A 21,108-nucleotide genomic window follows, 5' to 3' on the forward strand; every position below is an offset into this window, starting at 1 on the left:
ATGGGGTTGTTCCGGCTGCGGACAGGTTACCGCTGGAGCTGACGGCGGAAAAACCAGCGAAGCGGACGCCGTCCGCCGGACGTGACCTGCCGGCAGCCATCGCGGTGGGCCTGACCATGCTCGTCGTCGTGCTGGTAGGGCTGCTGATTTACCAGCTGGCATTCGTTGTCATCGTCACGGTCTTTGCCGGCTTTGGCGTCTGGGAATTTAGCCGGGCCCTGCTGCAGCGCGGAATAGGCGTACCCATACTGCCGGTGATGATCGGCACCGTAGCCATGCCGGCGTCGGCGTATTTCTCCGGCGCGGAGGGGCTCTTGTTTGCCCTGGTGGCCAGCGCAACAGCGGTGCTCCTCTGGCGCTGTCTGGATCCGGCAGAGGGTGCCATCCAAAGCGTCTTTGCCGGCGTTTTTGCGCTGGCATGGATCCCCTTTTTCATTAGTTTTGTCTTTCTCCTGCTGCGCGGCGCAGACGGTCCGACGACGGGAATAACGTTGGACCTGTCACGGCCGCGGACAGGTGCGCTGCAGGTGGCCATCATGCTGATGCTGGTGGTGGCGAACGATACCTGCGGTTATCTGGTCGGTGTGTTTTTCGGTAAACACCCAATGGCACCGAAAATCAGTCCGAAGAAGTCGTGGGAGGGCTTTGCCGGTTCGGCTGGCGGTGCCATTGTGCTGGCCGTACCGGCGACTGTCTTTCTTCTCAACGATCCATGGTGGGTGGGCATGGTTCTGGCGCTCAGCATGGTGACCGCCGCGACCGCCGGCGATTTCGCCGAATCCATGATCAAACGCGAACTGGGGGTGAAGGATATGAGCAGTATTCTTCCCGGACATGGCGGCGTGATGGATCGGCTGGATTCGATCCTATTCGCGGCCCCGGCGGCCTTCATCGTCTTCACCTTGCTGGGCCGGTAAAGTTGTTGGGCCGGGAGGGTTCGCCGGTAGAATATTCCAGAGAATATGGTGGAGCAGGCTGCGCGGCGGCAGCGGCTGCGGCGGCGGCCGTCACCGGCAGCTGAATCCAATGACTGAAAAAAGGAATGACTGTGACCGTGGACAATAAACAGCGGACAAGCGCTCCTTTTGTGCGCGTAGGCCGCAGCGAGCTCGGCTATAGCACCAGGCAGGTTGACGTGTTCCTGCGTCGGGCACGTTCCTACTACACCTCACAAGACCACGATCACAAGACCGTGACCAGCCACGACGTACGGTCAGTGTCGTTCGATCCGGCCAAGGGCGGCTACGAGGCGCTGGCTGTGGACGCGGCACTGGACCGGCTGGAGGACGTTTTTGCCCAGCGGGAGCGGGACCAGCTGGTCAGCAGCAAGGGCGAAGAAGCGTGGCTGCTGCATATCGGCCGAATTTCCTCGGTGTTGCGGGCCCGGCTGCACCGCGGTGACGGCGGCCGGTTCCGCCGGCCAAAGGGCAAGAAGACCCGCAGCTACAACGTTACCGACGTGGACCGGCTTTGCCATCAGCTGCTGGACTACTTTGAAGCGGGCAAGCCGATGAGCGTTGACGTCGTCCGACGCGCGGTGTTCGCTCCGGCGAAGGGCAGCACCGGATATGAGGAGAGCCAAGTCGATGCGTTCCTGGACCGCGTGGTCGAGCTGATGGCCTCCGTCGACTAGCGGCCGGCCGGAACTTTCACTCCACGGCGGGTACTGTTGCTTGGCCAAGGGGCCGCTCCGGCGCATGCAGCCGAGTCATGATCCGGGTAATACCGCCCGGACGTCGGTTCTTGGTAGCCAGTGAGACGGCGATCATGACCACAAAAGCCACGGGCACCGTCCACGCCGCCGGCTGTGCCAGCACCTGGTACCAGAATCCGGCGGGATTTTGGGTTGAAGCCAGTGTTGACGCTGCCAGTGGTGAGGATGCCGGTGCTGAGGATGCCAGGCGTGAACCGGCCAGGATGGCTGCGGCGCACAGTATCCCGCCGGTGAGCATTCCGGCAATGGCTCCGATGTCTGTCAGTCCGCGCCACCAGATCCCGAGTACCAGCAGTGGACACAGCGTGGAGGCGGTAAAAGCAAACACCAGACTGACACTGCCGGCCAGCGCCAGCGATCCGGTGCCCAGTGCTACAGCCAGTGGAATCAGGGCGGAGAGCACCGCCGCGATGCGGAAGCCGCGTACGGTTCCACCGAAGAGATCCTGGCTGACCACGCCGGCCAGCGAAACCACAAGGCCCGAGGTGGTGGACAGGAAAGCTGCGAAAGCGCCGGCGATGACCAGCGCGGACAGCACGTTCCCGGCGGCACCGCCGATCAGCCGTCCGGGCAGCAGCAGGACTGTCGCGTCCGCCTGCCCGTTCGTGGCCAGTTCCGGAAGGTAGATGCGGCCCAGGACTGCGTAGATGGTGGGAAAAAGATAAAAAACGGAGAGCAGTCCCAGGACGATCAGCGTTGTACGCCGTGCCGCGCCGCCGTCGGGATTGGTGTAAAACCGCACCAGCACGTGCGGCAGGCCCAAGGTTCCGAACAGCAGGGCGGTCATTAGGGACAGGTTCCGGTAGAGCCCCGCGGGTGCCACGGTGTTCAGCGTCGTCGAGAACGCGGCGCCGCCGTCGCTCACCGGCCGCGCGCCCGCCGTCAGGACCAGAAGCACAAAAATCACCGGAACGGCAATGGCAGTCAGTTTGAGCCAGTACTGGAAAGCCTGCACGAAGGTGATGGAGCGCATGCCGCCGGTCATGACGGTAAGGCAGACGACGGCGACGACGGCCACCGCGCCGACCCAGGACGGCAGACCGGTGGTGATTCTGATGGTCAGCGCTGCGCCGTGGAGCTGGGGGACAATATAGAACCACCCAACGACCACCACGAGGGCACTGGTGACGTTTCGGACCCGGCGGGACTGCAGTCGGGATTGGGCGAAGTCGGGAAGGGTGTAGGCGCCGGAGCGCCGGAGCGGGGCTGCCACGAACAAGAGCAGCATCAGGTAGCCGGCCGTGTATCCCAGTGGGAACCAGAGCCCGTCAATTCCCGAGACCATGATCAGCCCCGCGATACCGAGGAAGCTGGCGGCTGAGAGGTATTCTCCGCCGATGGCTGAGGCATTCCACCACGGAGCCACGGTGCGGGAAGCGACGTAGAAGTCACTGGTGGTGCGGGACACGCGCAGACCGTAGAAACCGATTAGTGCCGTGACCGCCGAAACGCCCGCCACCGCTGCATAACCGATGGCCGGATTCACTTCTCACCTATCAGATCGCGGTAGCGCGCTTCATTGCGGGCAGCGCTGCGGACAAAAAGCCAAGCGCACAGGCCCGTCACCGGGTATATCCCGGCGCCCAACACTAACCACGGCAGCGGCACCGTCAGCACCGTGATGGAATGCAATTGCGGTGCCAGGGCCAGGAGCAGGCCGCAACCGGCCACCAGCAGCAAAAAACCCGCCGCCACCACCACGGCCAACCGCAGTTGGGAGCGGATCAGGGACGTGATGAAGACCTCTCCTACGTCCGTCTGCTCGGCGACCTCACGCGCTACCGGAATCGGACCGGGGGAGCGTTGTGCCAGATTGCGCGGTGCCACCACCCGGACACGGGCAGGCGTCTCGCCGTCGTCGTTCACGCTCCGGGCCGTACTCGGGAGGATTTCAGTGTGCCCCGCAGCGTGGGAAGGTGCCGCCGGCTGACCGGCAGATCCGTCGCAGATACCGAGACCGCAGGCCGGGCAGCACCGAGTTTCAGTGCGGTGACGTAGTCCATGCAGACCAGATAGGAACGGTGAATACGCAGGAAGCCGGCATCGGCCCACTGGCGTTCCAACTCTGCCAGCGGAACCCGGATCAGGTAGCTGGCGTCCTTGGTGTGCAGCCGGGCGTAGTCGCCCTGGGCCTGCACGAACCGGACTTCGTCGCGGCGAATAATTTTGCTGGTTCCGCCCTGATCCACGGTAATCAGCTCCGACTTTGTGCCTCGGCTGCCCGGACCGGCCCCTGCCCGGGCACCCGCCGTGGCGCCGAGCTCCGCAATGCGTCCAACCGAACAGGCCAGCCGCTGGGCCCGGACGGGTTTAAGCAGGTAGTCGACGGCGGCGAGTTCGAACGCTTCCAGCGCACAGTCCTCGTCGGCTGTAACGAAGACGACGGCGGGTGGGTCCGGTCGTGCGTTAACGGCACGTGCCAGTTGGAGGCCCGAGAGCCCCGGCATGTGAATGTCCAGGAAAATCGCGTCCACGGCGGCGCCATCCAGGGCCAGCAGTGCCTGGCTCCCGCTGGAGGCCGTGTGGATAACGCCGATCCGCTCGTCCCGGCCCAGCAGGAAGGCAAGCTCCTGCACGGCGGGGGGCTCGTCGTCGGCGACGAGGACATTGATCATGGCCTCCAGCATAGGGCCCGGCCTCAGGTATCGTGCTCGGGCTGGGACTTGGGCACCCGGACCGTGATCAGTGTCCCTGCCCCTGGTGCTGTCTCAATCACCAGTCCGTGGTCGTCGCCATAGACCTGGCGGAGCCGGGAATCGACGTTGCGCAGGCCCACGTGGTCGCCGTCTTGGTGCCCGGCCAGAACGGACCGCAGGTGCTCCGGTTCCATCCCGCCGCCGTCGTCCTCGATGATAACTTCGGCGTAGGCTCCACGGTCGTGGGCTGCGATGCGGACGTGCCCAATTCCTTCCTTGGCCTCCAACCCGTGCCGTACGGCGTTTTCCACCAGTGGCTGCAGGCTCAGGAACGGGATCACCGTACCGAGGACTTCGGGGGCGATCAGCAGGCTGACCTGCAGACGATCGCCAAACCGGGCGCGTTCGAGCAGCAGATAGCGGTCAATGCAGCGCAGCTCCTCGGCCAAGGTGGTGAAATCACCGTGCCGGCGAAAGGAATACCTGGTGAAGTCCGCGAACTCCACCACGAGCCCGCGCGCCCGGTCCGGGTCGGTGGTGATGAAGGAGGCGATGGCGTTCAAAGAGTTGTAGATGAAATGCGGGCTGATCTGTGCCCGCAGTGCGCGGACCTCGGCCTCCATCAGCAGTGTCCTGGAAGTGCCCAATTCTGCCAGCTGGACTTGGGCCGCGACCCAGCCGGCAACCTCATTCGTAGCGCGGACCAGGCCGGCGCTGGCGTGGCCGGTGAAAGCGGCGACGCAGCCAAGGACGCGGGAGTCGACCTGAATGGGTGAAATCACAACGTGTTTGAGTGCCGCCTCTGCCTCGCGCAGTCCCAGCGCCTGCCGGGTCGGCGCATCGAGTTTGCCGACCTGGGTCCGGCCGGAGGAGAGCGTTTTGGCGGCCAGCTCCATGACCTTCCCGCGGGCCTGGTCATCCGTGGCACTGCCTGCGCCGTCAAACGCCAGCAGACGGGACTCATCCGTCATCGCGAAAGCAGCACAGTTCAGCAGGCTCCGCAGATGCCCGCTGGCCTTGAGCGCGCCTGCGGGTTCGAGCCCGTTGCGCAGGTGGGCACCCGCCAGCGCGGCTGTGTGCAAAGCGGTGTAAGTGGCGTGTTCGACGTCGGTGCCAAGCTCACGGTAGGGCCGGGAAAGCCGGAAGCCAACGGCTCCGACAACACAGACGGACGCGACGATGACGGCGACCGCCGCGATGATGAACAGCGTCGATTCCGGCATGCAGCTAAGACTATCCGGCGGGCAGCCGGGCCAATGTACCGCTGACCCTTGAGTAGACCTGCGGAGCGGACCCGCGCTGTCATTGGGCGCATGGATCGTGCCGTTGGGCGACGGCGGGCGCATCAGGTGCTGTGGACGAGGCCGGCACCGTGCATGGTGATAAGCATCACTATCAATTCAAGGAGGAATCATGGGTAGTACTGCCCATAGCACGTCGGATGATCCCGCTCTTACCGTGGATTTCGTTGCGGAACAGGCCACCGACGAGTTCCAGAATCTGCGCAAGCGGCACCGTAGTTTCGTTTTTCCCCTGGCCATCGGATTTTTGCTCTGGTATTTCGCGTATGTTCTGCTCGCGGACTACGCCCATGACTTCATGTCAACCAAGGTCTGGGGCAGCATCAACATCGGGCTGATCCTGGGCCTTCTGCAGTTCGTCAGCACTTTTGGCATCACCACCTGGTATGTCAGCTATGCCAACCGCAAGCTTGATCCGGCTGCGGAGAAGATCCGCAGCCGGCTTGAGGGCCCGCTCACGAAGGAAGAGGCCGCCAAATGAGTGCACTCGCCGCTGTGCCGCAACTTGTCCCGATGGCAGGGCTTGGCGCCCAGATGAAGGACACCGCGTGGGTGAATATCCTCATTTTTGGGCTCTTCGTCGCCATCACCTTGGTCGTTGTCTTCCGGGCCAGCCGCAACAACAAGACCGCCGCGGACTACTACGCGGCAGGACGTTCCTTCACCGGACCGCAGAATGGCACGGCCATTGCCGGGGACTACCTCTCTGCGGCATCCTTCCTGGGCATCTGCGGGGCGATCGCCATCAACGGCTATGACGGTTTCCTGTACTCCGTTGGTTTTCTCGTAGCCTGGCTGGTTGCGCTGCTGCTGGTGGCGGAGCTGCTGCGCAATACCGGCAAATTCACGATGGCGGATGTACTGTCTTTCCGCCTGAAACAGCGTCCGGTCCGCATTGCCGCAGCTACCACGACGCTGATGGTCTGTTTCTTCTATCTATTGGCACAGATGGCCGGAGCAGGCGGTCTGGTTTCACTGCTGCTGGGGCTGGACAGCAAGGACAAGCTCGGCCAGGCGGTCGTGATCGCGGTGGTCGGCGCGCTGATGATTGTGTATGTACTGATCGGCGGCATGAAGGGCACCACCTGGGTGCAGATCATCAAGGCGATGCTGCTGATTGCCGGAGCAGCGGTAATGACTTTCATTGTCCTGGCGATGCACGGCTTTAATTTGTCCACTCTCCTGGATGCGGCGGTCACCAAAGCCGGCGACGGCGGCGCAGCCCTTCTGAGTCCGGGTAAGGCTTACGGCGCCACCGGGACATCAAAGCTGGACTTCATTTCCCTGGCGCTTGCTTTGGTCCTCGGTACTGCTGCCCTGCCGCACGTGCTGATGCGCTTCTACACCGTGCCGACGGCCAAGGAAGCCCGGCGCTCGGTAGTGTGGGCTATCTGGCTAATAGGTATCTTCTACCTGTTTACGCTGGTTCTGGGCTACGGTGCCGGCGCACTGATCGGTTCCAAGGAAATCCTCGCGGCTCCCGGCGGAGTCAATGCGGCGGCTCCGTTGCTGGCCTTCGTGATCGGCGGTCCGGTCCTCCTTGGATTCATCTCCGCTGTCGCCTTCGCCACTATTCTCGCTGTGGTGGCCGGTCTGACCATCACCGCGGCCGCATCCTTCGCGCATGATATCTACACAAATGTCATCGCCAAAGGTGAGGTCAACCCGAAGGCGGAGGTCAAGGTTGCGCGGCGCACCGTCGTGGTGATCGGCATTGTTGCCATTGGCGGTGGCATTCTGGCCAACGGACAAAATGTGGCCTTCCTTGTGGCGCTGGCCTTTGCGGTAGCGGCAAGTGCAAACCTGCCGACCATCCTGTACTCGTTGTTCTGGAAGCGCTTCACCACCCAGGGCGCGTTGTGGAGCATGTACGGCGGTCTGGCGTTGGCAATCATTTTGATAGCGTTCTCCCCGGTGGTCTCGGGTAACGCCAAGGCTATGATCCCGGGTGCGGACTTCGCCTGGTTCCCGCTGGCCAATCCCGGATTGGTCTCCATCCCCGCGGCTTTCGTCCTGGGCTGGCTCGGTACGGTCCTGGATAAGACGAAGGAAAGCCGCACTCTGCAGGCGGAGATGGAAGTCCGTTCGCTGACCGGGGTCGGCGCCGAAAAGGCGACCCCGCACTGAGCGGCGGCACGGACAGAAGCGGTTGACAGCTGACGACCGGGACTGGCAGGACTCTCAGCCGGTGATATGGACGAATGCCGGTGGGATGGACGGATGCCGTGGAAATTTCCGCGGCATCCGTCCATCTCCATGGCATCCCCGGGGCAACCGTCGCCCGGGGCAATCCGCGCCCGGGTAATTAGTGGTGATGCCCGGCCGGGTCATGTAGGGCGGGAAGCGAGGGGGAGTGGGTGCCGTGTTCGCCGTGCGGAACTGCATGCAGCCCGGCGGTGGTGGCGGCCAGGCCCGGTGTCGCAACGGCCGCGACGAGGAGGGCGGCGGCGAACATGGCCGCCAACAGTCGTCCGGCTGGCGGAGCCTTAATAGGGGCAGACTCTGAAGGCTCGGCAGCCGTCCATCCCGCTGGATCCCCGCCACGGCGCAGCCAGCCAACGGAACCCAGGATTGCCAGCTCCAGTACGACGGAGCACGCGGAGCTGAGGTCGAATGTGCGGTTCGCTGCCGGCAGCTGCCACAGGCCGTAAATGATGGCTCCCAGCTGTAGAGTCACCGCCGCCGGCAGCAGCCTGCCGGTCAGCAGCGGCCAGACGGGGGAGCCATTGCGCAATGTCGCAATGGCCCACAGCAGCAGGCAGAGGGCCCAGGCCCCGACGATAACCGCAGCCACAAGCCCAAGTGCGGAAGCCGCCGTCGTACTTCCGGACTCCGATGCGGTTGGCCCGAATTCCTGCACGGCCGCCGCAACGAGGTTGGAGCTCAAACCGAAGGTGACCGCCGCCGCGCCGAGACCTGCAAAGCCGGTGAAAAGCCGGACCGCTTCGGGGAGCAAAGCGAAGGTTTCGGAGCTACCGGCGCCGGCAGCATGTCCGCGAAGCTCCCGGTGCGCCGTGGCGGCGGACATGGTTACGCCGTCCGGCTGGTCATGGAGCGACGGGCAACTGATTTGTCCTGCGAGAGCCCGACGCCCAGCAGCAGAACGGCGCTGGCCAGGTGCAGGACGTTGTCCGCGCCGTTGAGGGCGATGATGTTCAATGAGCTGCCGAGCAGGAACAGACCGACGATACCAACGAGCAGGTACACCGCCCCTACGGTAGTGTTCACACCTCTCGCGGCGGGGATGGAGCTTAGTCCGGCGATCAGCAGCGCGGCACCGATGGCCAGGTGGATGACGTTGTGCAGTGGATTGACCGCGAAGATAATGAGGTTCTGGCCCTCGGTGGCGAAGAACCCGACGCCGGAGGTGACGAAGAATCCGAGGATACCCACCAGAAGGTAGACGGCACCGAAGATCGTGGCAATCAGCCTGTTGGGTGAAGTACGCATGAGGGAAAGCCTTCCGTAACGGGATCCGCTGTACGGCGTTTCCCGGGGTGTCGACAGTTCCAAGCGGAACGTGCAACCTTAGTTCGCCGCGCTGAAGGTAATGGATGGGCGCACGCCGTGGAATTCTTCTGCCCGGCTGCCGGCCGCACTGCCCGGCTGGGCCTTATCCGGTGTGGCGGGGGCCGCGCTGCAGCAGCGGATTGAGGCGGAAGGGGATTAATTCACCCATGGCCAGCGATGTGTCTGTCCTTTCGACGCCGTCGCAGGCCTGAATTTTGCCATTGATCCGAAAGAGGTCTTCGGCATCCGTGCAGACTACTCGGACCAACAAATCGGCGGCCCCGGTGAGCCCGAAGGCCTCGACCACCTCGGGGATCTGCGCCAGCGAATCAGTCAGCGCGCCAAGCTTGTGCTGCTGGACATGGATGGAGATGAAAGCCAGCAGCGGGTAGCCCAGCGAGACCGGGTTGATCCGCCGTTCGAAGGAAAGAAAGACGTTCCGCGATTCCAAAGCCGACATCCGGGCCTGCACGGTATTGCGCGAGAGCCCCAGCTTCTGCGCCAGTGCCACCACGGTGCGGCGCGGGTCTTTGGCCAGCTCCAGCAGAAGCCGCAGGTCGGTACCGTCGAGGGTTTGCATAGTGCGCAAGAATAGCACGGCGCAAGGGAGCAAAATAGTGCATTTTGCTCAATTTCGCGGCTGCCGGTTGTGCCTTCCGGCTCCTGTGAGTAGGGTCACACTACATACGGGCAAGGAAGCTTGGGTGCAGCCGCGCGGTCATAAACCGCAGGTTGGGACCGGCCGGGAACCACGAGTTTCCGGGTCTGTCAGGACAACAGGTAAAGGTTGTGTGTGACTGTGTTGAAGGACAAAACAGCCCCGAGCGCGGGATTTGCGGAGCCGGACATGATCCAGCTCGTCACTGCGACGGGGACGCGGGTGAGCCACCCGGAATTTGACCGTTGGCTGGAGGATATCGACGCGGAGCGTCTTTGCGCCCTCTATGAGGACATGGTGGTCATTCGCCGGATTGATACCGAGGCTACGCACCTCCAGCGTCAGGGCGAACTGGCGCTGTGGCCGCCGCTGCTCGGTCAGGAAGCTGCCCAGATAGGCTCCGGGCGAGCCTTGCGCAGTGATGACTTTGTCTTTTCCAGCTACCGTGAAAACGGTGTTGCCTACTGCCGCGGCGTGGATCTGACGGACCTGCTGCGCGTGTGGCGTGGGAATGTCTCCTCCGGCTGGGACCCGTTTGAGATCAACATGGCGACGCCGCAGATCATCATCGGCGCCCAGACGCTGCATGCCACCGGTTATGCGCTGGGAATCCAGAACGACGGCGCGGATGCCGCCGCAATCACCTACTTTGGTGACGGTGCTGTGAGCCAGGGAGACGTCAGCGAGGCACTGGTCTTTGCGGCCAGTTTCCAGGTACCGGTGATCTTCTTCTGCCAGAATAATCACTGGGCTATTTCCGAACCCGTTGGGCTGCAGAGCCGCGTTCCTATCGCGGACCGCGCCCCGGGCTTCGGTATTCCGGCTCTGCGTGTTGACGGCAATGATGTGCTCGCGGTCCTGGCCGCCACCCGGATTGCGTTGGACCGGGCCCGGACAGGCGGCGGACCGACCTTCATCGAGGCGGTCACTTACCGGATGGGCCCGCATACGACGGCGGATGATCCGACCCGTTACCGGGACGCCAATGAGCTGGAGGACTGGGCGGCCAAAGACCCCATCACCCGGATGGAGGCGCTGTTGACGCACGAGGGGCTGTTTACGCCGGAGCTGCAGGCCGGCGTTGCCGCCAAGGCCGACGCGGTGGCTAAGGAAATGCGGGCCGGCTGCATTGGTCTGCCGGAACCGGAACCGATGGACGTTTTTAACAATGTCTACAGCACGCCAAATTCCCAGCTGGAGCGCCAGCGGGATCACTATTCCCGCTATCTGGCCACTCTTGCCGGCGCGGAAGGGAGCAACTGATGTCCACCATGACATTTAGCCGGGCCATCAATGCCGGTCTGCGCAAGGCAATGGATGATGACCCGAAGGTCCTGCTGATGGGCGAGGATATCGGCAAGCTCGGCGGTGTATTCCGCATCACCGATGGCCTGCAAAAGGATTTCGGCCCGCAACGGGTCCTTGACACGCCCCTGGCCGAGTCCGCCATCCTTGGTACCGCCGTCGGCCTTGCCTACCGCGGCTACCGGCCGGTCTGCGAGATTCAGTTTGACGGCTTCATCTACCCGGCCTTTGACCAGATCGTTGCGCAGGTTGCCAAGCTGCATTACCGGACGCAGGGCAAAGTCAGGATGCCGATCACCATCCGGGTCCCGTTCGGTGGAGGTATCGGCTCCCCGGAGCACCACTCCGAATCTCCGGAGGCGTACTTCACGCACACCTCGGGGCTGCGGGTCATCAGTGTGTCCAACCCGCAGGATGCCTATTCGATGATCCGCCAGGCCATTGCCTGTGATGACCCGGTGCTGTATTTCGAACCAAAGCGCCGGTACCACACGAAGGGCGAGGTCAACGAGAATCAGGACCTGGACCAGATGCCCTCGATGGAAAGCGCGCAGGTAGTGGCACCGGGAACCGACGTCACGCTGGTGGCCTATGGACCGCTGGTGCAGACCGCACGGGAGGCCGCGATGGCAGCAGCGGATGAAGGGATTTCCATCGAGGTGATTGATCTGCGCTCGCTGGCGCCGATTGACTTCGCCCCGCTGGAGGCCTCGGTGCGCCGGACCGGCCGCCTGGTGATTACGCACGAAGCCGCGCAGTCCGGCGGTCTGGGGGCCGAGATCGCGGCCAGCATCACGGAACGCTGCTTCTCTTATCTTGAGGCGGCGCCGGTGCGCGTGACGGGTTTCGATGTCCCGTACCCGGCGTCTAAGTTGGAGAAACATCATTTGCCGGATCTGGACCGGATTCTGGACGGCGTGGATCGCGCGCTGGGCCGGCCGAACTCGCTGAGCGGACTGGAAGGGTGAGGATGATTAAGGAATTCAGGCTTCCGGATCTGGGCGAAGGCCTGACGGAATCCGAGATTGTGGCATGGAAGGTCGCGGTGGGGGATACCGTCGCGCTGAACCAGGTGATTGCGGAGGTGGAAACCGCCAAAGCCGTGGTGGAACTGCCCTCGCCGTACGCCGGAGTGATCGCGAAACTGCATGAGCAGCCCGGCACCGTTGTAGAGGTCGGGTCGCCGATCGTCTCCTTCGAGTTGCCTGGCTCCGACGACGACGGCAGCAGCGACGGTGGCGCTGGCGCTGGTGCTGGTGCTGGCGCTAGGGCTAGCGGTGCCACTGGCGGCGCCACATCATCAGAGCTCGGCCAAGCGGGTTCCGCCGAGGGCGCGGAGACCACAGAAGCAAAGCGGATTCCGACCCTTGTCGGGTACGGTGCGGACGTGGAAAAGGGCGGCCGGCCGGCCCGTCGTCGGCGGACGCTTCCTGCCGGTTATCAATCAGGGCCGTCGGCGGCCGCGGGAGGAGCCAAGGGCGCACAGAGCGAAACTCCTGCTTCCGCACCTGCCCCTGTGACCGCGCCTGCCCACGTGACCACACCTGCCCCTGTTGCTGCAGAGCGGCCGCGTTCAACGCCTCCGGTGCGCAAACTGGCGAAGGACCTTGGGGTGGAACTGACGGGTATCACCGGAACGGGTCGCGGGGGGCTCATTGTCCGCGAGGACGTGCTGGCCGCTGCGGCTCTCTCCGCGGACTCCAACGTGTCTGACTTTGCACCGGAGGGCGTAACCGACGTTGCTGCGCCGGCGGGTGCCGGACGTGAAACCCGCACTCCCATCAAGGGCGTCCGAAAGCATACCGCCGCGGCGATGGTCGCCAGTGCATTCACCGCTCCGCACGTGAGCGAATTCCTGACTATCGACGTCACTCCCACCATGGAACTGCTGGCCAAGCTCAAGGCTGCACGCGCCTACGCCGGCTACAGGCTCACACCGTTGACGCTCGTGGCAAAGGCACTGTGCATTGCAGCGGCGCGGCAGCCGTCGGTGAACTCGCGGTGGGACGAGGCCGCGGGTGAAATTGTTACCATGAATTACATCAACCTTGGCATCGCCGCCGCTACTCCGCGGGGGCTCATGGTGCCCAATATTAAGGATGCCCAAGGCCTGAGCCTGATGGAGCTGTCAACTGCCCTGACGGAGCTGACGGACACGGCGCGGGCCGGGAAAACTACGCCGGCGGCACTGGGCGGAGGCACCATTTCCATTACTAACATCGGTGTTTTCGGCATTGACGCGGGGACACCCATCCTCAACCCGGGCGAGGCCGCGATTCTGGCGATGGGTGCGGTGCGCCGCCAGCCGTGGGAGTTCAACGGCGGGATCGCCCTGCGTCAGGTAATGACGCTGAGTCTTTCCTTCGACCATCGGCTGGTGGACGGCGAGCAGGGTTCCCGGTTCCTGGCGGATATTGGCGCTATCCTGGCCGAGCCCGGCATGGTTCTCACCATGATCTGAGGCGAGCCAGCCCGCGCTGATCGAGGTCCGGCAGGCGTTGATCAGCAGCATCCGTGCCGGCCAATGTCGTTTTGCTTTCATTTGTTGCATATCGTCGGAGATCCGAAAGGATCGCCGGCACGCTGGTGATCATGCCCGTAAACAGCGCTACAAAGGCTGGCGCAATGCAGCCTCCCGGCAGGCATAATTGGTCATGCCCGAGTGCGATCCAAAAGACCGATGATCTCGTCCGTCGTGCCGGTTTCGCCGAGCCGCGGGAAGATTCGGTTGATGGAATTGGCGTGGGCCTCGCGGTTTATGTCTGTCATGGCATCGGTGGCGAGGGTGACGTTGAATCCAAGTTCGAAGGCACTGCGGGCAGTAGACTCCACACCGATGCTGGTGGCGACGCCGGCAATTACCACCTGCGTGACACCCCGCTTCGCCAAGTGGTCACGGAGATCGGTGTCGTGGAATGCTCCCCAGGTGTGCTTTGTGACAGTGAGATCGTCCGGCTGCTGATTCAGGCCGGAGACGAGGTTGCTCCAGCCGACCGGGCGCTGGCGTTGCGCACCGCAGCCACTCTCGGTGCGGCCCGGAGCCCCGGCTGTGACGTTGACCAGCACTACAGGCAGGCCGTGCCGGCGGAATGCATCCGCCGGCAGCGGCGGCGCGTTCCACGATCCCGTGCGCGGGATGCACGGTGGGTAACGCGACGATGCCATCCTGCAGGTCAATAATAATCAAGGCGGTCGTGGGGTCGAGGGTGGTTAGTGCCACGGGATTCTCATTTCTGTTGCGGCCTTTAGCAGAATGTGCAGCGTCAGTTAGCCTTCTGAAGGGTGGCGGGACGTTCCTATCCCAGCTGCTCGGCGTGAACGGCAGCCCTGCTGGGGCCGGTGGTGGTTTGCCCGATGATGATGCGCAGCCCTGCATGGGTCGTGGAAAGTTTCTCAGGCGCCTGCCAGCAGCCCGGCCAAGGCCATGGACTGCAGGACAGGGCGGGCTGCTGCGCCACCGACGCCGCCATGTTGGCTCCGGGCGCTGTGCGGGGTGGAGTTGATGAGGCCAAACGTGGCCTGCACCTTTAGCCGCAGAACGGCAGGAGCAGTTCCGGGCTGGAGGCTGCCGAGCAGGTCTACCCAGACGTCGATGTAACTGCGCTGCAGGGCGCGGACGGCGGCCTGGTCGTCAGCGGCGAGGCTATCCAGATCCCGGTCCTGCACCCGGATGACGTCACGATTAGCCAAGGCAAAATCGACATGGAAGCGGATCAGCCCGCGGAGGGCCGCTTCGCCGTCAGCGGCCTGGGCAACCACGGCGGTCCCGCCATGGAGCAGATCCTCGCTGACACCCACGAGCAGGGCTCCAAGAACGGCCTGCTTACCGCTGAAGTGACGGTAAACGGCCGGGCCACTCACTCCCGCGGCGGCGCCAAGGTCTTCAATGGAGACGCGGGTGAAGCCGTGCTGCGCAAACAGCTCCGCAGCAGCCGTGAGCATGACCTGCCGCCTGCTGGCCTTGGCGCGACTGCGCACTGTGATCGACGGTACTGCTTCCGCCGGTGCAGCCGCAGTTTGTGCCGTACCCGCCTGTGCCGCCGCCGTCCGCGCTGCGCCCGCGGCTGGTGTTTCGCTGCTCATCAGTCTCCTGTGGTGGACATCACGGTTAATCCAGACTAACCTAAATTCAGTTAATCATCACTAACTGATGTTGAAATAGGAAGTTGTCGATGGAGACGATTGAAAGCCTGGTGGATGCGGACAGCACCGCCTTCATGGCGAACGATGCAGCCCAGCGGGCACTAGCAGCCGAGCTCCGCGAGCGGCTGAAAGTGACCGCGCGCGGCGGCCCGGAGCGCTCTCGGGAGCGGCATCTGGCCCGCGGGAAACTACTGCCCCGGGACCGCGTAGACCAACTGCTCGATGAAGGTAGCCCCTTTCTGGAAATCGCTCCGCTGGCCGCCAACGGAATGTACAGTGACGATTCTCCGGGTGCCGGTGTGATTGCCGGCATTGGCCTGGTGCATGGACGCCAGGTATTGGTAATTTCCAATGACGCCACCGTCAAGGGCGGCACGTATTACCCGATGACCGTCAAAAAGCACCTCCGGGCACAGGAAATAGCGCTGGAGAACGGGCTGCCGTGTATCTATCTGGTCGATTCCGGCGGGGCTTTCCTGCCTAAACAGGATGAGGTGTTCCCGGATAAGGAGCACTTTGGCCGGATTTTCTTCAATCAGGCGAAGATGTCCGCCGCCAAAATCCCGCAGATCGCGGCGGTAATGGGATCGTGTACCGCCGGCGGCGCCTATGTGCCGGCAATGAGCGACGAGACGGTGATAGTGCGGAACCAGGGGACCATCTTCCTGGGTGGCCCGCCACTGGTCAAGGCCGCCATCGGGGAGATTGTCACTGCCGAGGAGCTCGGCGGTGGAGATGTGCATTCGCGGATTTCCGGCGTAACCGACCACCTGGCGGACAATGACCAGCATGCCCTGCAGATCGTCCGGGACATTGTCGCCACCCTAGCCAAGCCGGCCGCACCCGCTTGGGATATCGAAACCAGCATTGAGCCGCAGGCGGAGCCGGCGGAGCTGTATGGCGCTGTCCCGACGGATCTCAACACCCCCTACGATGCGCGGGAAATCATTGCCCGGCTGGTGGACGGCAGCCGCTTCCACGAATTCAAAATGAACTATGGCACCACCCTGGTCACCGGATTCGCGCGGCTGCACGGCCATCCGGTGGGGATCGTGGCCAATAACGGAGTACTGTTCAGTGAATCCGCGCTCAAGGGTGCGCACTTTATTGAATTATGCGATCAGCGCGGGATTCCGCTGATTTTCCTGCAGAACCTCTCCGGCTTCATGGTTGGTAAGGACTATGAGCGGGGAGGCATTGCCAAAAACGGGGCCAAGATGGTCACCGCTGTCGCCACAGCCCGCGTGCCCAAGCTGACCGTCGTCGTCGGCGGTTCCTTTGGCGCCGGCAATTACTCGATGTGCGGGCGGGCCTATTCCCCGCGCTTCCTGTGGATGTGGCCGGCCAGCCGGATTTCGGTGATGGGCGGCAATCAGGCCTCCGGCGTGTTGGCAACTGTGAAGCGTGAGCAGATCGAGCGAGGTGGAGGTGAGTGGACCGCTGCGGAGGAGGAAGAATTCAAGGCGCCGATCAAAGCCCAGTACGAGGATCAGGGCAGTCCGTACTACTCCAGCGCCCGGTTGTGGGACGACGGCGTGATAGATCCGGCCGATACGCGCCGGGTGCTGGGACTGGCGCTGGACGTCTGTTCCCGGGCGCCACTGCCCGAAACCTCCTTCGGCCTCTTTCGGATGTGAGCATATGACCAACCTGAACATACCTTCCCCGGCGGACGCCGCCGTGAGCGCATCTGCCGGCGGCAGTAACCCCGCGGCCGGCACACCCCTTTTCGCTACCGTCCTGGTCGCGAACCGAGGCGAGATCGCCTGCCGCGTGATCCGGACGCTGCGCCTAATGGGCATCCGCTCGGTGGCGGTCTACAGCGAGGCCGATGCCGGCGCCCGGCACGTGCGCGAAGCCGATCAGGCCGTCTGCATCGGACCAGCCGCGGCCAGCGAAAGCTACCTCAGTATTGACGCGATTATTGCCGCCTGCCGGGCAACAGAAGCGCAGGCCGTGCATCCTGGCTACGGGTTCCTCAGCGAAAATCCCGCCTTTGCGCAGGCTCTGGAAGCGGCGGGCATCGTCTTTATGGGTCCAGGCGTGGAAGCCTTGAACGTCATGGGGGACAAGATCCGCTCGAAGAACCATGTGGTTCAGGCGGGCGTTCCGGTGGTGCCGGGTATCGCCGAGCCTGGTCTGAACGATGGGCAGCTGATCGCGGCAGCGGCGAACGTAGGCTACCCGCTGCTGATCAAGCCGTCCGCGGGCGGTGGAGGCAAGGGAATGCATGTAGTGGAGCGCGCCGAGGACCTGCCGGCAACGCTGGTAACTGCGCGCCGGGTTGCCGCGTCCGCGTTTGGTGACGACACGCTGTTCCTGGAACGTCTGATTTCCTCGCCCCGGCACATCGAGGTTCAAGTGCTGGCGGACAACTTTGGCCATGTGATTCACCTGGGCGAGCGCGAGTGCTCACTGCAGCGCCGGCACCAGAAGGTTGTCGAGGAGGCGCCCTCGCCGCTGCTGGATTCCCAGCACGACGGCGCCGCCATCCGTGCGCGGATCGGTGAGGCGGCGTGCAACGCGGCTCGGTCCGTTGCTTACACCGGCGCGGGTACCGTGGAGTTCCTGGTCTCCGATAATGCGCCGGACGAGTTCTTTTTCATGGAAATGAACACCCGTCTCCAAGTGGAACATCCGGTGACGGAAATGGTTACCGGAGTGGACTTGGTTCAGTGGCAGGTGCGTATTGCGGCCGGGGAGCCGCTCACGCTGGCACAGACCGACGTCGTACTCTCTGGCCATGCGGTCGAGGCGCGGGTTTACGCGGAGAACCCGGAGCGCGGCTTTATGCCCTCTATCGGAACGGTGCTGGAACTGGATGAGTCCGTTACCGGGGAGCCGGGAATCCGGGTGGATAGCGCGCTGATCCGCGGACTGGAGATTTCCCCTAACTATGACCCGATGATTGCCAAGGTGATCGCCTGGGGCGAAGACAGGGCCACCGCGCTGGACCGGCTGGATCGGGCGCTAAGCGAGTATGTGGTGCTTGGCGTGGAGACGAACATCGAATACCTGCGGATGCTGATCAACGACGACGACGTCCGCGCGGGCAGGCTGGATACCACCCTGATCGAACGCAAGCTGCCTGCGCTCAAGTTCCGCCAGGTGTCCGATCCGGAGTACATTGCCGCGGCCCTGCTTTACCGCCAGGAACTATCCTCGTCAGCCGCGCCGACCTCACCGTGGGCGCTGCACGACGGGTGGCGGCTGGGCGAGGACGCCCCTTGGCGGGTGGTGCTGGCAGGTCAGGGTCCGCACGCGCTGGTGACTGTCACCGGCCGGGGCGATGGTTCGGCTGCCCGGGTCCAGGTCAACGACGGACCAATCCGGCAGGCGACGTTGCAGGTGACGTTGCCCCCGGCAGCGGCAGCGGGGATCCCGACGGCGCAAGTGATCGTGGATGAGGAGGTTCACCGGTATCGGCTGGCCGTCACGGGTGCGCGTACCGATTACCGGTTCTTCGAGGGTGGCTGGTCCTGTTCCGTCCGCGTGCTCGGCCGTGAGGCCGTCACGGCGCGTATCCGGGCGGGAATTCCACGGGAGGGAAGCGCAGCGGATCCTCAGGTGCGCTCGCCCATGCCAGGGACCGTCGTCGCCGTTATTGTCAGCAATGGCGATTCGGTGGAAGCCGGACAGACGCTGCTGGCGGTGGAGGCGATGAAGATGGAGCATCAGCTGACGGCGTCCGTGGACGGTACGGTGCACATCAGCGTCAAGGCCGGAGACCTGGTCAGGGCCGATCAGGTCGTGGCGACTATTCATCCGGCAGGTACAGCAGATACAGCAGATACAGACTCAGAAGGAGCTTCCAGCAATGCCTGATTTTGAACTAAGCGAGGATTACCAGGATCTCAGCGACATGGTGCGCGACTTCGCGGACACCGTGGTGGCTCCGGTTTCTGCCAAGCATGACCAGGAGCACAGCTTCCCCTATGAAGTTGTTTCCCAGATGGCTGAAATGGGATTGTTCGGCCTGCCTTTCCCGGAGGAGTTCGGCGGTCAGGGCGGAGACTACTTCGCGCTCGCCCTGGCCTTGGAACAGCTGGGACGGGTGGACCAGTCCGTGGCCATCACCTTGGAGGCCGGTGTTTCCCTCGGCGCCATGCCGGTCTACCGGTTCGGCAACGAGGAGCAGAAGCAGCAATGGCTGCCCATGCTGGCCTCCGGCACGGCGCTCGCAGGATTCGGTCTGACCGAACCGGAGGCCGGCTCAGATGCAGGCGGGACCAAAACTCACGCGCACCTGGAGAACGGGGAGTGGGTGGTCAACGGCAATAAGGAATTCATCACCAATTCCGGAACGGATATCACTAAACTGGTCACGGTCACCGCCGTCACCGGGACGTCCGAACGCAGCGACGGCTCCGTCAAAAAGGAAATCTCCACCATCCTGGTTCCCACCGATACGCCCGGGTTCAAGGCGGAGAAGGCCTACAACAAGGTGGGCTGGAATGCCTCGGACACTCATCCGCTGACCCTCCAGGATGTCCGCGTACCCGAAGCCAACCTGCTCGGCGTGCAGGGCCGCGGCTTTGCCAACTTCCTGAGCATTCTGGATGAGGGACGGATCGCGATTGCCGCTCTAGCTACCGGTGCCGCCCAGGGCTGCGTGGACGAATCCGTCCGCTACGCCCAGGAACGCCAGGCCTTCGGCCACAATATCGGCAAATATCAGGGCATCTCCTTCAAGATCGCCCGGATGCAGGCCCGCGCCTACACGGCCCGACTGGCCTACTACGACGCAGCTGCCCGGATGCTGGCCGGTAAGGACTTCAAGGTCCAGGCCGCCATTGCCAAGATGGTGGCAGGCGAGGCCGCGATGGACAACGCGAGGGATGCCACGCAGGTGTTCGGGGGCTATGGGTTCATTAACGAATTTGTGGTGTCCCGGCACTACCGCGATTCCAAGATTTTGGAGGTCGGTGAGGGCACCACCGAGGTCCAGCTCATGCTGATTGCCCGCGACCTCGGTCTGTAGACCGCCGGCGGAACATCCGTGCAGAATCCGCCACCCTCTATGATCGGTACAAGGGAAAGGTTCAACGAATGATTGACAAAGTCGTCCACAGCGCCGCGGAAGCCGTAGCCGATATCCGCGATGGTGCCTCCTTGGCCGTCGGCGGATTCGGGCTGTGCGGTATTCCCGTGGCACTGATCGCCGCACTGCATGATCAGGGCACCACCGATCTGGAGACCATCAGCAATAACTGCGGCGTCGATGACTGGGGGCTGGGCATCCTGCTGTCGGACGGCCGCATTCGACGTACCATTTCGTCCTATGTTGGCGAAAACAAGGAGTTTGCACGGCAGTTCCTCGCCGGCGAGCTGGAAGTCGAGCTCACCCCGCAGGGCACGCTGGCGGAGAAGCTGCGGGCCGGTGGCGCCGGTATTCCGGCGTTCTACACCACCGCCGGCGTCGGCACGCAGGTCAGCGAGGGAGGCCTGCCGCGCAAGTACGACGGCGGCGGGAACGTAGCGGTTGCCTCCGAACCCAAGGAGGTGCGCAGCTTTGCCGGTGCAGACTACGTGCTCGAGGAATCTGTCACGCCCGACTTCGCATTGGTGCATGCGCTAAAGGGGGACCGGCACGGAAACCTGGTGTTCCATGCAACCGCCATGAACTTCAACCCGCTCTGCGCGATGGCAGGCAAGATCACTATCGCGGAGGTAGAGGAACTGGTGGAACCGGGGCAGCTGGATCCGGAACACATTCACGTGCCCGGCATCTTCGTCCAACGGGTGGTCCATGTTCCCGCGGGCGCGCCGCACAGCGAGAAGCGAATTGAGAAGCGCACCGTCTCCGCTCCCGACTCCACGACCGCAACTAAGGGAGCATGA

At 63.6% G+C, this 21,108-nt stretch carries 20 protein-coding genes; 11 read left to right on the forward strand and 9 right to left on the reverse strand.

Annotated elements, in window-relative coordinates; translation table 11 throughout:
* Window positions 1-32: 32 nt before the first annotated feature.
* Both IV500_RS07455 and IV500_RS07460 read left to right on the forward strand, forming a co-directional pair.
* Window positions 33-917, forward strand: a complete 885-nt coding sequence (locus IV500_RS07455; protein ID WP_230854667.1) for a phosphatidate cytidylyltransferase — start codon at window positions 33-35, stop codon at window positions 915-917.
* Window positions 918-1,042: 125 nt separating this feature from the next.
* Window positions 1,043-1,633, forward strand: a complete 591-nt coding sequence (locus IV500_RS07460; RefSeq protein WP_196396180.1) for a DivIVA domain-containing protein — start codon at window positions 1,043-1,045, stop codon at window positions 1,631-1,633.
* A 16-nt stretch (window positions 1,634-1,649) separates the two neighbouring features.
* On the opposite strand, the gene IV500_RS07465 is transcribed toward IV500_RS07460, so the two are convergent.
* The 4 genes from IV500_RS07465 to IV500_RS07480 are packed head-to-tail and all read right to left on the reverse strand — an operon-like array spanning window position 1,650 to window position 5,573.
* Window positions 1,650-3,200: a sodium/solute symporter gene (locus IV500_RS07465; protein ID WP_196396181.1), complete on the reverse strand. Its 1,551-nt coding sequence runs from the start codon at window positions 3,198-3,200 to the stop codon at window positions 1,650-1,652.
* On the reverse strand, window positions 3,197-3,580 hold the full coding sequence (locus IV500_RS07470; RefSeq protein WP_312875856.1) for a DUF485 domain-containing protein: 384 nt from the start codon (window positions 3,578-3,580) through the stop codon (window positions 3,197-3,199). The genes IV500_RS07465 and IV500_RS07470 overlap by 4 nt, the downstream gene beginning before the upstream one ends.
* Window positions 3,577-4,329 (reverse strand): LytR/AlgR family response regulator transcription factor, encoded by a 753-nt coding sequence (locus tag IV500_RS07475; RefSeq protein WP_196396182.1) that lies wholly within the window; start codon window positions 4,327-4,329, stop codon window positions 3,577-3,579. The genes IV500_RS07470 and IV500_RS07475 overlap by 4 nt, the downstream gene beginning before the upstream one ends.
* A 23-nt stretch (window positions 4,330-4,352) precedes the next feature.
* Window positions 4,353-5,573 (reverse strand): sensor histidine kinase, encoded by a 1,221-nt coding sequence (locus tag IV500_RS07480; protein ID WP_196396183.1) that lies wholly within the window; start codon window positions 5,571-5,573, stop codon window positions 4,353-4,355.
* Window positions 5,574-5,763: 190 nt separating this feature from the next.
* Here IV500_RS07480 and IV500_RS07485 point away from each other — a divergent pair, with 190 nt between their 5' ends.
* Both IV500_RS07485 and IV500_RS07490 read left to right on the forward strand, forming a co-directional pair.
* On the forward strand, window positions 5,764-6,132 hold the full coding sequence (locus IV500_RS07485; RefSeq protein ID WP_196396184.1) for a DUF485 domain-containing protein: 369 nt from the start codon (window positions 5,764-5,766) through the stop codon (window positions 6,130-6,132).
* A gap of 32 nt (window positions 6,133-6,164) precedes the next feature.
* The gene (locus tag IV500_RS07490) at window positions 6,165-7,778 is read left to right on the forward strand and encodes a monocarboxylic acid transporter (RefSeq protein ID WP_196396326.1); all 1,614 of its coding nucleotides are present in this window, start codon (window positions 6,165-6,167) and stop codon (window positions 7,776-7,778) included.
* 178 nt (window positions 7,779-7,956) lie between these two features.
* On the opposite strand, the gene IV500_RS07495 is transcribed toward IV500_RS07490, so the two are convergent.
* The 3 genes from IV500_RS07495 to IV500_RS07505 all read right to left on the reverse strand — a co-directional run bounded on the left by IV500_RS07495 (window position 7,957) and on the right by IV500_RS07505 (window position 9,741).
* Window positions 7,957-8,679, reverse strand: coding sequence for a hypothetical protein (locus IV500_RS07495; RefSeq protein ID WP_196396346.1), 723 nt, complete (start codon window positions 8,677-8,679; stop codon window positions 7,957-7,959).
* Between the two features lie 2 nt (window positions 8,680-8,681).
* Window positions 8,682-9,101: a DUF4383 domain-containing protein gene (locus IV500_RS07500; RefSeq protein ID WP_196396185.1), complete on the reverse strand. Its 420-nt coding sequence runs from the start codon at window positions 9,099-9,101 to the stop codon at window positions 8,682-8,684.
* A gap of 163 nt (window positions 9,102-9,264) precedes the next feature.
* Window positions 9,265-9,741, reverse strand: coding sequence for an Lrp/AsnC family transcriptional regulator (locus IV500_RS07505; RefSeq protein ID WP_196396186.1), 477 nt, complete (start codon window positions 9,739-9,741; stop codon window positions 9,265-9,267).
* A 267-nt stretch (window positions 9,742-10,008) separates the two neighbouring features.
* Between IV500_RS07505 and pdhA the strand changes: the two genes are divergently transcribed.
* The 3 genes from pdhA to IV500_RS07520 are packed head-to-tail and all read left to right on the forward strand — an operon-like array spanning window position 10,009 to window position 13,585.
* Window positions 10,009-11,082, forward strand: a complete 1,074-nt coding sequence (gene pdhA, locus IV500_RS07510; protein WP_196396327.1) for a pyruvate dehydrogenase (acetyl-transferring) E1 component subunit alpha — start codon at window positions 10,009-10,011, stop codon at window positions 11,080-11,082.
* Window positions 11,082-12,092 (forward strand): alpha-ketoacid dehydrogenase subunit beta, encoded by a 1,011-nt coding sequence (locus tag IV500_RS07515; RefSeq protein ID WP_196396187.1) that lies wholly within the window; start codon window positions 11,082-11,084, stop codon window positions 12,090-12,092. Before pdhA ends, IV500_RS07515 begins: the two co-directional genes overlap by 1 nt.
* A gap of 2 nt (window positions 12,093-12,094) precedes the next feature.
* Window positions 12,095-13,585 carry a dihydrolipoamide acetyltransferase family protein gene (locus IV500_RS07520; RefSeq protein ID WP_196396188.1) on the forward strand — a complete coding sequence of 497 codons (1,491 nt, stop codon included), beginning with the start codon at window positions 12,095-12,097 and terminating at the stop codon, window positions 13,583-13,585.
* 191 nt (window positions 13,586-13,776) lie between these two features.
* On the opposite strand, the gene IV500_RS07525 is transcribed toward IV500_RS07520, so the two are convergent.
* Together IV500_RS07525 and IV500_RS07530 are read right to left on the reverse strand one after the other, a co-directional pair.
* A complete protein-coding gene (locus IV500_RS07525; protein WP_230854646.1) occupies window positions 13,777-14,289 on the reverse strand; it encodes an isochorismatase family protein in 513 nt (170 codons plus the stop codon).
* A 228-nt stretch (window positions 14,290-14,517) separates the two neighbouring features.
* Window positions 14,518-15,207, reverse strand: coding sequence for an SACE_7040 family transcriptional regulator (locus tag IV500_RS07530; RefSeq protein ID WP_196396189.1), 690 nt, complete (start codon window positions 15,205-15,207; stop codon window positions 14,518-14,520).
* Between the two features lie 89 nt (window positions 15,208-15,296).
* Between IV500_RS07530 and IV500_RS07535 the strand changes: the two genes are divergently transcribed.
* From IV500_RS07535 to IV500_RS07550, 4 genes are all read left to right on the forward strand, one after another.
* Window positions 15,297-16,904 carry a carboxyl transferase domain-containing protein gene (locus IV500_RS07535; RefSeq protein ID WP_196396190.1) on the forward strand — a complete coding sequence of 536 codons (1,608 nt, stop codon included), beginning with the start codon at window positions 15,297-15,299 and terminating at the stop codon, window positions 16,902-16,904.
* 4 nt (window positions 16,905-16,908) lie between these two features.
* Window positions 16,909-19,092, forward strand: coding sequence for an ATP-binding protein (locus IV500_RS07540; protein WP_196396191.1), 2,184 nt, complete (start codon window positions 16,909-16,911; stop codon window positions 19,090-19,092).
* Window positions 19,085-20,248, forward strand: coding sequence for an acyl-CoA dehydrogenase family protein (locus IV500_RS07545; RefSeq protein WP_196396192.1), 1,164 nt, complete (start codon window positions 19,085-19,087; stop codon window positions 20,246-20,248). Before IV500_RS07540 ends, IV500_RS07545 begins: the two co-directional genes overlap by 8 nt.
* A gap of 68 nt (window positions 20,249-20,316) precedes the next feature.
* Window positions 20,317-21,108 (forward strand): CoA transferase subunit A, encoded by a 792-nt coding sequence (locus tag IV500_RS07550; protein WP_196396193.1) that lies wholly within the window; start codon window positions 20,317-20,319, stop codon window positions 21,106-21,108.

Source organism: Arthrobacter terrae (assembly GCF_015708085.1).
In the GTDB taxonomy this organism is placed as follows: Bacteria; Actinomycetota; Actinomycetes; order Actinomycetales; family Micrococcaceae; genus Arthrobacter_M; species Arthrobacter_M terrae.

Coding starts and splice junctions, on each gene's coding strand:
- IV500_RS07460 (WP_196396180.1), top strand. CDS start 1,043: ATGACTGTGACCGTGGACAATAAACAGCGGACAAGCGCTCCTTTTGTG.
- IV500_RS07475 (WP_196396182.1), bottom strand. CDS start 4,329: ATGATCAATGTCCTCGTCGCCGACGACGAGCCCCCCGCCGTGCAGGAG.
- IV500_RS07480 (WP_196396183.1), bottom strand. CDS start 5,573: ATGCCGGAATCGACGCTGTTCATCATCGCGGCGGTCGCCGTCATCGTC.
- IV500_RS07485 (WP_196396184.1), top strand. CDS start 5,764: ATGGGTAGTACTGCCCATAGCACGTCGGATGATCCCGCTCTTACCGTG.
- IV500_RS07490 (WP_196396326.1), top strand. CDS start 6,165: ATGGCAGGGCTTGGCGCCCAGATGAAGGACACCGCGTGGGTGAATATC.
- IV500_RS07495 (WP_196396346.1), bottom strand. CDS start 8,679: ATGTCCGCCGCCACGGCGCACCGGGAGCTTCGCGGACATGCTGCCGGC.
- IV500_RS07500 (WP_196396185.1), bottom strand. CDS start 9,101: ATGCGTACTTCACCCAACAGGCTGATTGCCACGATCTTCGGTGCCGTC.
- IV500_RS07505 (WP_196396186.1), bottom strand. CDS start 9,741: ATGCAAACCCTCGACGGTACCGACCTGCGGCTTCTGCTGGAGCTGGCC.
- pdhA (WP_196396327.1), top strand. CDS start 10,009: ATGATCCAGCTCGTCACTGCGACGGGGACGCGGGTGAGCCACCCGGAA.
- IV500_RS07515 (WP_196396187.1), top strand. CDS start 11,082: ATGTCCACCATGACATTTAGCCGGGCCATCAATGCCGGTCTGCGCAAG.
- IV500_RS07520 (WP_196396188.1), top strand. CDS start 12,095: ATGATTAAGGAATTCAGGCTTCCGGATCTGGGCGAAGGCCTGACGGAA.
- IV500_RS07525 (WP_230854646.1), bottom strand. CDS start 14,289: ATGGCATCGTCGCGTTACCCACCGTGCATCCCGCGCACGGGATCGTGG.
- IV500_RS07530 (WP_196396189.1), bottom strand. CDS start 15,207: ATGAGCAGCGAAACACCAGCCGCGGGCGCAGCGCGGACGGCGGCGGCA.
- IV500_RS07535 (WP_196396190.1), top strand. CDS start 15,297: ATGGAGACGATTGAAAGCCTGGTGGATGCGGACAGCACCGCCTTCATG.
- IV500_RS07540 (WP_196396191.1), top strand. CDS start 16,909: ATGACCAACCTGAACATACCTTCCCCGGCGGACGCCGCCGTGAGCGCA.
- IV500_RS07545 (WP_196396192.1), top strand. CDS start 19,085: ATGCCTGATTTTGAACTAAGCGAGGATTACCAGGATCTCAGCGACATG.
- IV500_RS07550 (WP_196396193.1), top strand. CDS start 20,317: ATGATTGACAAAGTCGTCCACAGCGCCGCGGAAGCCGTAGCCGATATC.